The organism is Paractinoplanes rhizophilus, assembly GCF_042664765.1.
Lineage (GTDB): Bacteria > Actinomycetota > Actinomycetes > Mycobacteriales > Micromonosporaceae > Actinoplanes > Actinoplanes rhizophilus.
The window spans coordinates 1-11,992 of the sequence record NZ_JBHTBJ010000024.1; the positions used below are offsets into that span (position 1 = coordinate 1).

Below are 11,992 nucleotides of genomic sequence, written 5' to 3' on the forward strand. Positions count from 1 at the left end.
AGTCGGCAGATGTCGATGAGGGCGTCGGCGCGGCGTTGGGCGGGGGTGCGGTCGTCGGTGGGGGTGGGGCGGGTGAGGGGGTGCAGGGCGGCGTGGACGGTGGCGGCGTCTTCGGCGCTGAGTACGCCGGTGACGCGGACGAGGCCGTCGAGGGGTAGCGACAGGGTCAGACTGCGTCGGCGATGGGCGCGGGTTTCTTGGCGGGTGAGGGCGGCTTCGTCGGCTTGGTCGGCCAGGTGGGGGCGATGTGGGTGAGGATGCGGTCGCCGACGCGGCGTAGTTGGTAGGCGGGCAGCCGCCCGGCCATCTCGATCATCGTGCGCTCGGCTTCGTCGATGATCCGGGTGACGTCGTCAGGGGTGAAACGCGGTGTCCCGTCGGTGCTGCCGGGGTCGGTGCTCGGGTCGGTGCTGTCCGGGTCGGCGGGGTGAGTTGGCTCGTTGAGCAGGGCCAGGTCGGCGGGGATGGCGTCGATGGTGGCGGCGATCACGGCGGCTTGGCGCAGGTTGGCTCGGCCGTCGAGGACGGCTTGTCCGATGGCGGGGTGGTGCAGGGCGGTGGCGGCCTCGGCGAGGTCACGGGCCTGGTGCGGGTCGAGGGCCAGCAGGGCGGCGAGCCATCGGGTGGTGGAGCGGTAGCCCTGGGCGGTGGGGATGCCACGGCCGGTGGCGTGGTGCACGAGCCGGGCTTGCAGGAGCATGGCGGTCTGCTCCAGGCGGTGGGCGGCGTGCAGGGCATCGGTGATGTCGTCGTCGGGCAGCGGCCACACCGGGATGGCGGCGAGTTTCGCCGCATCCTCGCCCAGCTGCTGCAGTTCCGTCATCACGGGACCCATAATCGAACACCTGTACGACACTTCTCCGCCGCGGCGAGTCGCCGAGGAGATCCACATTCACCATCTGAAAGCGGCCAAGGGCGAGTGCCGCGGGGAAGCGGTCGACCGATGAGTCGTGGGCGCCGGGACGGTCTGCCCGATCAGACGCTATGAAGGAGGAGATCCCGATGACCACCATGTTGACCGCGGCCCGGGCGGAAGCACTGTTCACCAGCGAGCTGGCCACCGGCAGCCGGCCTTCTTACGACGTCGTCGATGAGACGATTCGACTGGCCCTGCGCGCCCACGGTGGCGTGCGCGGCTGTGCGGCGGACGTGGCCGCGGAGTACGGCGATCATCCCGAGGTCGCGGTGCCTCGGATGCGCTGGGCGCTGGGGATGATCGATCGCATGTACCCGGCCCGGCGAACCGGACGCCATCGCTGGGCACTCGTCGCATGATCCCGCCGCACCGGGCGCTACCGAGGTGCGTCGGCCGACGCCATGGGCCGCGCGGCAGGCCAGGCGCCGCCCAGCCGCGCGGCAGGCCAAGCGCCGCTCAGCCGCGCGGGCAGCGATACGCGACGCGCGTGCCGGCCTGGATCGGCGCGGGCTCGACGATGTTGACGGTGGCGGTCTCGGTGGTCGTGCCGACGCCGCTGAACGTCCATTTGAGGATGAGCAGGACGGTGCGCTGACCTCGGCCGACCTGCTCGGTGAGGATGGCGCCGGGCGGTGCGTCCGAGCGGAACCACTGGTAGCGGATGACGCCGCGCTTGCCGTTGGTATGCACGGTCGCGACCACGTCGACGGTGACATCGCAGCGGTTTCCGGCGGGTCGGGGTACGGCGACCGTGGCACTTTCGATCGCGAGCGGGCTGAGCCGTTGCCACAGGTAGAGCCCGACCACGACGAGCAGCGCGAGGGTCAGCAGGCTGGACAGCAGCGAGACCAGCCGGCGCCACCAGGGGCGCGGGCGCTTGGCAGCGGCGGGCCAGTCCGGGGTGGCGGCGGTGGGCACCGGGACGCCGGGCCCGAAACGCATCTGGTCGTGGGCGCGCACGGTCGGCGCGCTCGACCCCGGGCCGGCCTGAGGCGAGCCGGCGTGGGGCAGCTGGGGCGAGCCAGCGTGAGGCGAGCCAGCCTGAGGCAGCTGAGGCGAGCCGGCGTGGGGCAGCTGAGGCGAGCCGGCGTGGGGCAGCTGAGGCGAGCCGGCGTGGGGCAGCTGAGGCGAGCCGGCGTGGGGCAGCTGAGGCGAGCCGGCGTGGGGCAGCTGAGGCGAGCCAGCCTGAGGCAGGCCGGCCCGTGGCGGGCCAGGCTGGTAATGAGCCGGCTGGTCCGAGGCAGGCGGATAAGCAGGCCGATGGGCCGCAGGAGAAGAGTCGAAGCTGACCGTCGCATCCGGTCCGCCGAAGTGCACGGTCGGGGCGGGCCGGTTGATGGTCGCCCACGGATCGGCGGCCGGCGGGAGCGCCTCGTCGTCGGCAGGTTCTCCGGGCCGCGTCATGCCCGCCGTCCCCGCGCCGACCAGTACCTCGGTGCACCAAGCACGGCTGCTCCTAACCGGGGGTACAGAAGTTTTGGAGGGTCACGTACACCGGCGACGCCGAGCTGCCCGAGTTGCCGGCGGCGTCGACCGCCACGACGGAGATCGGTATGCGGGTGGCCGTTCGCGGCATCGGCAGCGGGCCGAGCGTGCCCTGGAAGACGCCCCGCCCGTCCAGGCTCATCGCGCCGGTCGAGGTGGTTTTGCCCAGCACGTACCGGAAGCTGACCTTCAGCGCCGACGCATCGCCGCGGTCGTCGGTGACGGTGGCCCTGATGGTGCTCGCCTGGATGCCGTACGGGCAGCCCTCCGCCTCCAGCGACGCCGGGCTGGCGTCGACCTTGGTGACCGTGGGTGCGGTGGTGTCCGGCGGGGTGGCCGGAGAGGTGCTGGACGCGGAGGGGCTGGCCGACGGGGTCGGCGCGGTGGTCGCCGGCGCGCCGGTCGGCGTGGCGGTCGAGGGCGGACCGGCCGTGGCGCCCGGGTCCGCCGGGTCGGTCGGAGCGGTCGGCGCCACCGCATCGGTCGGGGTCGCGGTGCCGGCCGTGGTCGCCGGTTGGGCCGGCGTCGCCGCCGTGATCGCGCCGGACGGCCCGGACACCGGCGGATCGGCGGCGGCCGGGCTCGCCTGCCCGCCGGCGATGGCGGCCTGTTCGTCGGCGGCGACGAAGTGATAACCCGCCCCGCCGACCAGCAGGGCGGCGACGACGGCTCCGCCGGCCAGCAGGGCCCGCTTGCGCCCACTACGAAAAACCCGGAAGCGGCCCGAAGCGGCACCGCGGCCCACACTGGCGCCGAGCGCCGTCGACGCCACGCTCGTAGCGCCCGACGTGCCGTCCGGGAACGGCCACAACGCGGCGAGCAGCGCGGCCCGGCGGGCCAGGTCGCGCAGCCCGTTGTCCTCCCAGTCCGGGCCGTACGCCGCGCCGGCCACCCGCTCCAGCAGGTCGAGGAAGGCCAGGGCGTGCTGGGGCCGGTCGGCGGGCTGTTTGGCCATCCCGTGCCGGAGCAGGTCGTGCACCGGCTCCGGGGTCGACTCCGTCGGGATCGGCGCGTTGGCGTGCTGCTCGTGCAGCGCGAACAGGTTCGGCCCGTCGTACGGCGGCTTCCCGGTCAGGCACTCGAAGAACGTGGCCGTGGCGGCGTAGATGTCGCAGGCGGGCGTCACCGGCGCGCCCGTCCACTGCTCGGGAGCCATGTATCGGGGCGTGCCGGAGACGATCGTGTCGGCGCCCTGGCCGGCCGGCACCGCGATGCCGAAGTCGGCGAGCTTGCTCTGCCCCTCGCCCGTCACCAGCACGTTCTCGGGCTTGTAATCGCGGTGCACGACGCCGTGCGCGTGTGCCGCGCCCAGCCCGGCGAGCGAGCCCTTCAGCACCACCAGCGCCGACTCGGGGGTGGTCGGGCCGTGCGCGCGCAGCATCTGCCGCAGCGACACCCCATTGACCAGCTCCATCACGATCGCCGCGCCGTCGGCCGACTCGACGTACTCGTACAGCCGGCAGACGTGCGGGTCGTCGATCTGACCGAGCAGGCGCGCCTCCTCGCGGAAGGCCGCCCGGAACGAGGGGTCCGCACCCAGGTCGCGCACCAGATACTTGATCGCCACCGGGGTGCCGGTCGCGTCGTGGGTGGCGAGCACGACGCTGCCCGACGCGCCGGCGCCGAGCGGACGAACCGCCGTGTAGCCGGACGGCTGCCAACCGCTCATTCGAAGCGCTCCACGGCTCCAGGGGCGGATGCCTGCCCCCGCCGCGCCGACCATTGTGGCCACCGAAGGCCGATCGGGCATCCGCGCATCGGCTGCTCTCGCCGACCGGACGGCCGACCGTGAATGCCCGGATTTGCCGGTGTTCGGGCCGATCTCGCGGCCGATGATCGGCCGCGGGCGGTCCGTCTCATCGATGGCCGTGTAACCTTTCGGCCTCATCAGCGTCAATTCCGGCCCGGCCGTCGCGGGCCGTCCGGGACCCCGATTGCGAGAGCCATGATCCAGCGACGCAAGGTCATCATCGGGACACTGGGCGCCGCCGCCGCGGTGGCGACGATCGGTGGTTCCGCGCCGGGCTCGGCGAGTGCCGAGCCCGCGACGGTGGCCCCGGAGCGGGCCGGCGGCCCGCCGGTCGCGCCGGTCCGGCTGAGCGTGACGCCGTCGGGCGGGGCGACCGCGGTGTCGCCGGCGACACCGATCGTCGTCGCGGTCCAGTCCGGCACGCTGAAGTCGGTCGCCGTGACCTCGGGCGGCACCGTGGTCAGCGGTTCGGTCCAGGCGGACGGCACCTGGCGCTCCGCCGGCGCTCTGGCCTACGGCAGGACGTACCGGGTGATCGTGACGGCCACCGACAGCTCCGGCGTCGCGACCGAGAAGACGTCCAGCTTCACCACGGTCAAGCCGCACCATCAGGTCGAGGCGACCTTCCGGGCCAACGCCATGGCCTCGCTCAAGAAGGGCCACGCGTACGGCGCGGGCCAGCCGGTGATCATCGCGTTCAGCCGCGCCGTCAACAAGGCGGCCGCCGAGCGGGCCATCGAGATCACCACGTCCCCCGCGGTGAAGGGCAGGTTCTACTGGCGCGACGGCCGGACCGTGCATTGGCGGCCCGAGAAGTACTGGGCCGGTCGCACGTCGATCACGGTGAACGTCAACCTCTTCGGCGTCAAGCTCGGCAACGGCGTGTACGGCCGCAAGAACGCGTCGACCCGCTTCACCATCGGGCGTCAACTGATCGCGATCACCGACAACAAGGCGCATCTGACGAAGGTCTACATCGACGGCAAGCTGGTGCGCACGATGAAGTGCAGCCTCGGCAAGGGCGGATCGACCACCGGCGCCAACGGCGAGCACATCAGCTACTGGACCACCGGCGGGCCGCACGTGGTGCTGTCCAAGGAGCGCGTGCACAGCATGAGCTCGGCCAGCTACGGCATCACCGACCCGGACGACCCGAACTACTACGGGGCCGAGGACATCGAGTACTGCACCCGGATCACCTACTCCGGCGAGTTCCTGCACGCCGCGCCGTGGAATCACGCGCTGGGCCGGGCGAACCTGTCGCACGGCTGCATCAACCTGAGCGTGGCCGACGCCAAGTGGGTCTACGAGAACTTCATCGTCGGCGACGTGGTCGACGTCCGGCGCAGCCCGAGAGAGCTGCAGATCTGGAACGGGCTCGGCGACTGGACGGTCCCGTTCGAGAAATACGGCCGCTGAGCGGCATCCCCGGCCGCCGTGGACGGCCGGGGCCGCGGCGCTGCCGCCGGTCACGGTGGTGAGGGGCGACTGCGGCTTCGAGCTCAATTTCCCGTACGTGTCAAGCAGTTGATCTTCGGCCGCGAGCCACCACCGGGCCGTCACCGTCGCGACGTGCCGAGGGTCGCCGGTACCGGTTCCGGCGGCCTTTCGGGCAGACGTGGTTCCGGATCCGGTACGAGATGTCCGAAGCCTGCGTTATTGCCGATCTTCGCTGTCTTGACAGTCGCGGCCGCATGTAGCCATCTGTGTCCAGTCTGTTGCAAGCACATGACGGGAAGGACCCCTCCAGCATGACGACACGCGCCGGGCGGCAGGTCCGCCGGCAGTTCGGGCGGATCTTCGCGATAGGGCTGGCGGTGGTTACGGTCAGCACCCTGAGCGGCACCGCCGCGCACGCCCATCCCAGCAAGCCGGCCACGCCGGCCCTGGGCAGCAATGTCACCATCTTCGACCCGAGCATGCCGGTGGAGCAGATCCAGGCGGCGCTCGACGCGGCGGCGGCCAAGCAGACCGACGCCGAGATGAGCACCGACCGGTACGCGTTCCTGTTCAAGCCCGGCACCTATGGCACCGACGCAAAGCCGTTGCAGTTCAAGGTGGGCTACTACACCGAGGTCGCCGGCCTCGGCGCGAGCCCCGGCGACGTCGTGATCAACGGCAAGATCGAGGTCTACAACCGCTGTCTCGAGGACAACGGCACCAGCAACTGCCTGGCGCTGGTGAACTTCTGGCGCACGCTGTCCAACCTGTCCCTGCACATCAACGGGACCGGTCAGGAAGGCTGCCGCGCCGGGAACACCAACTTCTGGGCGGTCTCGCAGGCCGTCTCGCTGCGCCGGCTCGACGTCACCGGCGGCACGTTCTCGCTGATGGACTACTGCACCGCGGGCCCGCAGTACGCCAGCGGCGGCTACATTGCCGACTCCCGCTTCCCCACCGTGCTCAACGGGTCGCAGCAGCAGTGGCTGACCCGCAACAGCAAGCTGGACAGCTGGACGAACGCGGTGTGGAACCAGGTGTTCTCCGGCGTCGAGGGCGCGCCCGACGACGCGACGTTCCCGGACCCGCCGTACACCACCCTGGCGACGACGCCGGTCAGCCGGGAGAAGCCGTACCTGTTCGTCGACAACAAGGGCAAGTGGAACGTCCGCGTGCCCTCGGCGCAGAAGAACAGCAGCGGCGTCAGCTGGGCGAACGGGATCACTCCCGGCCGCACAGTGCCGCTGAGCGACTTCTACATCGCCAAGCCGTCCGACCCCGAGTGGAAGATCAACCTCCAGCTTCTGCTCGGTAAGAACCTGCTGTTGAGCCCTGGTGTGTACAACATCGACCAGAGCCTGCAGGTGTTCTGGCCCAACCAGGTGGTGCTCGGCATCGGCCACGCCACCCTGACCGCGGTCAACGGCGCCACGCCGCTGAAGGTGGCCGACGTCCCCGGCGCGATCGTCGCGGGCGTCACCATCGACGCCGGCACCAAGGAGTCGAAGACCCTGCTCCAGGTCGGCACCCGGAAGGGGCTGAACTTCAGCTCACCGGCCAACCCGACCACGCTGTCCGACGTGTACTTCCGCGTCGGCGGCCCGCACATCGGCAAGACCGACACCGCGCTCGAGGTCAACAGCGACAACGTGCTCATCGACCACACCTGGGTGTGGCGCGCCGACCACGGCATCGAGGGCTTCACGGGTGGCGACACCCAGCGGTGGAACACCAACACCGGCCGTCAGGGCGCCGTGATCAACGGCGACAACGTGACCGCGACCGGCCTGTTCGTCGAGCACTTCCAGAAGTACAACACCACCTGGAACGGCGACAACGGCACGACCATCCTGTATCAGAACGAGCTCCCGTACGACCCGCCGACCCAGGCCGACTGGATGAACGGCAACGTCGAGGGCTACGCCGGGTACAAGGTGGGCGCCAAGGTCAAGACCCACCAGCTGTACGGCGCGGGTGTCTACGTGTTCAACCAGAACAACCCGTCCATCCACACCGAGAACGGTTTCGAGGTTCCGGACCGTCCCGGCGTGAAACTGCACCACATCATGACCGTCAACCTCAGCGCCGGCACGATCGACCACGTGGTCAACGGCGTGGGCGAGGCGGCCGACACCACCAAGGTGGGCGTCCCGGTCTTCGTGACCGACTACCCGGCGTCCTGATCGAGGGCGGCCCGCGGCGACTCACCCGAAGAGTCGCCGCGGGCCGTTCGCTGTGCTACTCGCTGTTGACGGGGAGCAGCTCGAACACCGGGTGGCGGTCCGCCTCGGCCACGAAATCCTCGACCGGGGCGTCCTTGTCCGCGTCGAAGTAGGGCCGGGTGGCGCTGGCAACGGCGACGTAGCGCTTGAGCACCGGTCCGGCCTCGGCGGCCGGCAGCTCGCGTACGGCGTATTCGCGCCCGCCCCCGCGCCGGCCCAGGCGCACCCGGCCGGCGGCGCGGGCGTTGTGCACCCACGACACGGCTCCGTACGGCGCCACCAGCCACTGCCGCTGCCCCTCCCGGACCACCGTCGCCGGATGGGTCAGCGGGCGGCCGGTCTTGCGCCCGGTCGTGGTCAGCATGTACGTGCTGGGCACCAGGCCGGCCCGGACGAACACGCCGATGACGGCGTCGCCGATGCGGCGCCCGCGGCTGCGCCGGAACTGCCGGGCCCGCCGGCCGGGTGTGGTGTCACTCATCGATGTCTCCGTTCTCGGGTTGACGCCGGCTGCGGCTCGCCGTCCAGCCTGTTCCGCGAGCCGGGCGGGGTCAACCTCAGCGGTTCCGGAGGCGGTCGTACGCACCCGGTGATGTGATCAATATGATTTCGCCATGCTGAACTCGTCGGCGTTCCTCTCCGAGCGTCTGCTGCGGGCCGGCCTCCGCGACGTCGTGTCCGTGGAGCCGGTGTCCGGTGGGCTCGCCGCGCTCGCCGGCACGGCCACCCGCCGGAACGCGCCGCCGGTGTTCGTCAAGGCCTTCGCCGACCCGCCCGACGACGACGTCTTCGCCGCGGAGGCCGAAGGGCTGGCCGCCCTGCGCGATCGCGGCGGCGTCGCCACACCCGAGGTGATCCTGGCGAACCGCGAGCTGCTCGTCCTGACGATGCTGCGGCCGAGGCCGGCCGGCGAGAGCTTCTGGGAGCGGTTCGCGCACCAGCTCGCCCAACTGCACCTCAGCACGACCAACCCGCGGTACGGGTGGCACCGCGACAACTGGCTGGGCCGCCGCCGGCAGATCAACACCTGGGAGGACGACGGCTTCGCCTTCTTCGCGCGGCACCGCCTGCTGCGCTGGCTCGACCAGCCCCGGGTGGAGGCGGCGCTCGAGCCGGCCGACCGGGTGGCGCTCGAGCGCCTGTGCGACCGGCTGCCCGAGCTGCTGCCCGATCGGCCCGCCTGCCTGACGCACGGCGACCTCTGGGCCCAGAACGTCCTGGCCACTGCGGACGGACAGCCCGCGCTGATCGACCCGGCCGTCTCGTACATGTGGGCCGAGGTCGACCTCGCGCACGTGTGGACCACCTCGCCGCCGCCCGAGGCGCGCCGGTTCTTCGCGCTCTACGCGGAGCTGACCGGCCTCGATAGCGACTGGCGCGCCCGCATGCCGATCATCCAGTTGCGACAGCACCTGGCCGTGCTGGCCCAGTTCGACGACGACTGGGGCGCGGCCGACCAGATCCGCGCCACCCTCGCCCCGTTCCGGGCCCGGGCCTGACCGCGCCGGCCTGATCGCGCCGGCAAGGGATTCGCGCGGCCGCCGGCGAGGTACCGATCGACCTGTCCGGCTGCAATGATGTCCCTGTGCAACCTTTGCAGTCTGCCCCCGAGATCACCGTGCAGGCCCTCATGCGGGCCAGCCGGGCCTTCGTCGGGCTGACCGTGCGGGCCCTCTCGCAGGTCGACACCGACGTGACGCTGCCGCAACTGCGCGCGCTCGTGGTCCTGGCCGACCGCGGCATCCTGCGCGGCGCCGACATCGCCGAAGAGCTGCAGGTCAACCCGTCCACCGCCACCCGGATGACCGACCGCCTGGTGGCCAAGGGCCTGGTGCGGCGGGTGCGCTCGACCGACGACCGCCGGGTGGTGCGGCTGCGGCTGACCCGCGCCGGCCGGGAGATCGTCGAGCGGGTGATGGAGAAGCGCCGGGCCGCGCTCGAGCGGATCGTCGCCGAGACCGCGGAGGTCTGGCAGCCCGCGGTGATCGCGGCCCTCACGGCGTTCGCCGACGCGGCGGGGGAGATGCCCGAGCAGGAATGGTGGCTCGGCTGGGCGGGTAACAGGGTGGGCGCGGACGAAGTTTGAGGCGTGGCGGCCTGGCGCCAAAGGTTGCATGGTGCAATGGTTGGAAAATATCCGATCCATGACGGTCCAACTCGAGAGCGAGGCGGCTCAGCAATGACCACGGAAACTGCCGCCACCCAGCGCCGGGTGGCCGAGGCACGCACACACGGCCCGCTCGTCTGGCAGCGGACCGGCACGGTCGGCACCGAGCTGGTCCTGCGCGACGGCGTGGCGCCCGGCGTGGTGACCGGCACGATCGTGGTGGGCGGCCACCGGCCGTACACGTCCCGCTGGCACGCCGATCTCGACGGCGGCTGGCGGGTGTCCGCGCTGACCGTCACCACCGAGGGCAGCGGATGGCGGCGCAACCTGGCGCTGTCCCGCACCCCCGACGGCGGGTGGAACTGCGGCGTCGAGGAGTCGGGCACGCTCGACGCCCCGCCCGCGGGCATCGAGGCAGCGTCGGCGAACGACGGGTCGCGGCTCGACGGCGGCGCGGTGCTGCTGCTCGCCGACTCGCCGATCTTCCAGACCTGGGCGATGCGGGCGCTGCGCCTGAGCCCGGGGGCGGCCGCGGTGACCACTCCGGCCATCCGGGTGCGCATGCCGTCGCTGACGGTGGTGGCCGGCGAGGCGGTGTACCACCGGGTCGGCGACAGCAAGCTGCGGGTCGGTGGCGACGGCCCGGCGGTCACCTACGACCTGGATCCCGAGGGCATCGTGACCTATCGGGCGGGCCGGCTGCGCATCGCGCACTGACCGTCCGCGCCCGCTCCAGACGGTCACGGGGACAGAGTCCGGGCCACCCGGCGCAGGAAGTCCGTGTTGCCGGCGGTGCCGCGCAGCTGGTCCAGCAGCTGGCGCATGGCGTCGCGGCGGTCCTGCCCGGTCAGCGCCCGGCGCAGCTGGGCGAGCACGGCCAGCTCGGCCCGGCCGACCACGGCCTCGTCGTGCCGGGTGCCGCTCGCGGCGATGTCGATGGCCGGGTAGATCCGCGCCTCGGCCAGCGAGCGGTCCAGCTTGAGCTCCGCGTTCCCGGTGCTCTTGAACTCCTCGAAGATCAGCGTGTCCATCGCCGAGCCGGTCTCGACGAGGGCGGTCGCGATGATGGTGAGCGAGCCGCCGTCCTCGATGTTGCGGGCCGCGCCCAGCAGGCGCTTCGGCGGGTACAGCGCCGTCGAATCGAGGCCGCCGGACAGCGTACGGCCGCGGCCCGCCGCGACGAGGTTGTAGGCGCGGCCCAGCCGGGTGATCGAGTCGAGCAGCACGACCACGTCCTGGCCCTGCTCGACCAGCCGTTTGGCCCGCTCGACCGCCAGCTCGGCCAGCGCGATGTGCTCCTGCGGCGGCCGGTCGAACGTCGCCGCGACGATCTCGCCGCGCACCGTCCGCTGCATGTCGGTGACTTCCTCGGGCCGCTCGTCGACCAGCAGGACCATGATGTGGCACTCGGGGTTGTTGCGGGCGATCGCGTTCGCCGTCTGCTGCAGGATGATCGTCTTGCCGGCCCGGGGCGGCGCCACGATCAGCGCCCGCTGGCCCTTGCCGATCGGCGTGACCAGGTCGATGACCCGGGTGGTCAGCACGCTCGGGTCGGTCTCGAGGCGCAGCCGTTCCTGCGGATAGAGCGCGGTCAGTTCGTAGAAGTCCGGCCGGCGCTTCTGCGGCGGCCGTCCGTTGACCGCCTCCACCTGCAGCGTGGCCGGCTTGCGGCCCGGGATCCGGGCGAAGCCGGTGACCCGGTCGCCGCGGCGCAGCCCGAGCTGACGGACCTGGTGATAGGCGACCGGGATGTCGTGCTCGCCGGGCAGGTAGCCGTCGGCGCGCAGCCAGGCCCGGTCGTCGACGATGTCGAGGAGCGCGTCGACGGCGACATCGGCGGTCTCGGCGGGGCGGGATTTGGGTACACGGGTAGCGAGATCTGTCATCGAGGGACTCCTGGAGAAACAACACCGCGTCTTCGCGTACGCCGATGCGCACGCTCGCGGCGTGTTGGGAAATGAACGTGGCCGGCTTTGCAGCTCTCGGCCGGAACCTGCGGGGGCTTGCGCCAGCATCCGCGGTTCGACTGCGCCCAAGGTAGCACACCGCCGCCTGCCGCAGTCCTCAGGGTC

General features: G+C 71.7%; 11 protein-coding genes and 1 pseudogene. 6 read left to right on the forward strand and 6 right to left on the reverse strand.

The window, feature by feature from the left end; all coding sequences use genetic code 11:
• Positions 1-257: pseudogene (locus ACFQS1_RS26610) on the reverse strand (DUF222 domain-containing protein); the annotation flags it as partial.
• A complete protein-coding gene (locus tag ACFQS1_RS26615; RefSeq protein WP_378973344.1) occupies positions 167-826 on the reverse strand; it encodes a hypothetical protein in 660 nt (219 codons plus the stop codon). The pseudogene ACFQS1_RS26610 and the gene ACFQS1_RS26615, both read right to left, overlap by 91 nt.
• 176 nt (positions 827-1,002) lie before the next feature.
• On the opposite strand from ACFQS1_RS26615, the gene ACFQS1_RS26620 reads away from it, so the two are divergent.
• Positions 1,003-1,275 carry a hypothetical protein gene (locus ACFQS1_RS26620; RefSeq protein WP_378973347.1) on the forward strand — a complete coding sequence of 91 codons (273 nt, stop codon included), beginning with the start codon at positions 1,003-1,005 and terminating at the stop codon, positions 1,273-1,275.
• 97 nt (positions 1,276-1,372) lie between these two features.
• On the opposite strand, the gene ACFQS1_RS26625 is transcribed toward ACFQS1_RS26620, so the two are convergent.
• Together ACFQS1_RS26625 and ACFQS1_RS26630 are read right to left on the reverse strand one after the other, a co-directional pair.
• The gene (locus tag ACFQS1_RS26625) at positions 1,373-1,876 is read right to left on the reverse strand and encodes a hypothetical protein (protein WP_378973349.1); all 504 of its coding nucleotides are present in this window, start codon (positions 1,874-1,876) and stop codon (positions 1,373-1,375) included.
• A gap of 496 nt (positions 1,877-2,372) precedes the next feature.
• Positions 2,373-4,070: a serine/threonine-protein kinase gene (locus ACFQS1_RS26630; protein ID WP_378973351.1), complete on the reverse strand. Its 1,698-nt coding sequence runs from the start codon at positions 4,068-4,070 to the stop codon at positions 2,373-2,375.
• 276 nt (positions 4,071-4,346) lie between these two features.
• On the opposite strand from ACFQS1_RS26630, the gene ACFQS1_RS26635 reads away from it, so the two are divergent.
• Together ACFQS1_RS26635 and ACFQS1_RS26640 are read left to right on the forward strand one after the other, a co-directional pair.
• Positions 4,347-5,570: a L,D-transpeptidase gene (locus tag ACFQS1_RS26635; RefSeq protein WP_378973354.1), complete on the forward strand. Its 1,224-nt coding sequence runs from the start codon at positions 4,347-4,349 to the stop codon at positions 5,568-5,570.
• A gap of 332 nt (positions 5,571-5,902) precedes the next feature.
• Positions 5,903-7,774, forward strand: coding sequence for an adenylyl cyclase (locus ACFQS1_RS26640; protein WP_378973356.1), 1,872 nt, complete (start codon positions 5,903-5,905; stop codon positions 7,772-7,774).
• Positions 7,775-7,829: 55 nt separating this feature from the next.
• On the opposite strand, the gene ACFQS1_RS26645 is transcribed toward ACFQS1_RS26640, so the two are convergent.
• The gene (locus tag ACFQS1_RS26645; protein WP_378973358.1) at positions 7,830-8,294 is read right to left on the reverse strand and encodes a nitroreductase family deazaflavin-dependent oxidoreductase; all 465 of its coding nucleotides are present in this window, start codon (positions 8,292-8,294) and stop codon (positions 7,830-7,832) included.
• A 133-nt stretch (positions 8,295-8,427) separates the two neighbouring features.
• On the opposite strand from ACFQS1_RS26645, the gene ACFQS1_RS26650 reads away from it, so the two are divergent.
• The 3 genes from ACFQS1_RS26650 to ACFQS1_RS26660 all read left to right on the forward strand — a co-directional run bounded on the left by ACFQS1_RS26650 (position 8,428) and on the right by ACFQS1_RS26660 (position 10,637).
• Positions 8,428-9,312: a fructosamine kinase family protein gene (locus tag ACFQS1_RS26650; protein ID WP_378973361.1), complete on the forward strand. Its 885-nt coding sequence runs from the start codon at positions 8,428-8,430 to the stop codon at positions 9,310-9,312.
• A gap of 86 nt (positions 9,313-9,398) precedes the next feature.
• The gene (locus ACFQS1_RS26655) at positions 9,399-9,899 is read left to right on the forward strand and encodes a MarR family winged helix-turn-helix transcriptional regulator (protein ID WP_378973363.1); all 501 of its coding nucleotides are present in this window, start codon (positions 9,399-9,401) and stop codon (positions 9,897-9,899) included.
• A gap of 93 nt (positions 9,900-9,992) precedes the next feature.
• Complete coding sequence (locus tag ACFQS1_RS26660; RefSeq protein ID WP_378973366.1) at positions 9,993-10,637, forward strand: putative glycolipid-binding domain-containing protein; 645 nt, start codon at positions 9,993-9,995, stop codon at positions 10,635-10,637.
• Between the two features lie 23 nt (positions 10,638-10,660).
• Here the strand turns inward: ACFQS1_RS26660 and rho are convergent, their stop codons facing one another.
• Positions 10,661-11,806 (reverse strand): transcription termination factor Rho, encoded by a 1,146-nt coding sequence (rho, locus tag ACFQS1_RS26665; RefSeq protein WP_378973369.1) that lies wholly within the window; start codon positions 11,804-11,806, stop codon positions 10,661-10,663.
• Positions 11,807-11,992 lie beyond the last annotated feature (186 nt).

What these genes read in the sequence shown, in the direction of transcription:
- ACFQS1_RS26620 (WP_378973347.1), top strand. Translation starts at nt 1,003, where the DNA reads ATGACCACCATGTTGACCGCGGCCCGGGCGGAAGCACTGTTCACCAGC.
- ACFQS1_RS26630 (WP_378973351.1), bottom strand. Translation starts at nt 4,070, where the DNA reads ATGAGCGGTTGGCAGCCGTCCGGCTACACGGCGGTTCGTCCGCTCGGC.
- ACFQS1_RS26635 (WP_378973354.1), top strand. Translation starts at nt 4,347, where the DNA reads ATGATCCAGCGACGCAAGGTCATCATCGGGACACTGGGCGCCGCCGCC.
- ACFQS1_RS26640 (WP_378973356.1), top strand. Translation starts at nt 5,903, where the DNA reads ATGACGACACGCGCCGGGCGGCAGGTCCGCCGGCAGTTCGGGCGGATC.
- ACFQS1_RS26645 (WP_378973358.1), bottom strand. Translation starts at nt 8,294, where the DNA reads ATGAGTGACACCACACCCGGCCGGCGGGCCCGGCAGTTCCGGCGCAGC.
- ACFQS1_RS26650 (WP_378973361.1), top strand. Translation starts at nt 8,428, where the DNA reads ATGCTGAACTCGTCGGCGTTCCTCTCCGAGCGTCTGCTGCGGGCCGGC.
- ACFQS1_RS26660 (WP_378973366.1), top strand. Translation starts at nt 9,993, where the DNA reads ATGACCACGGAAACTGCCGCCACCCAGCGCCGGGTGGCCGAGGCACGC.
- rho (WP_378973369.1), bottom strand. Translation starts at nt 11,806, where the DNA reads ATGACAGATCTCGCTACCCGTGTACCCAAATCCCGCCCCGCCGAGACC.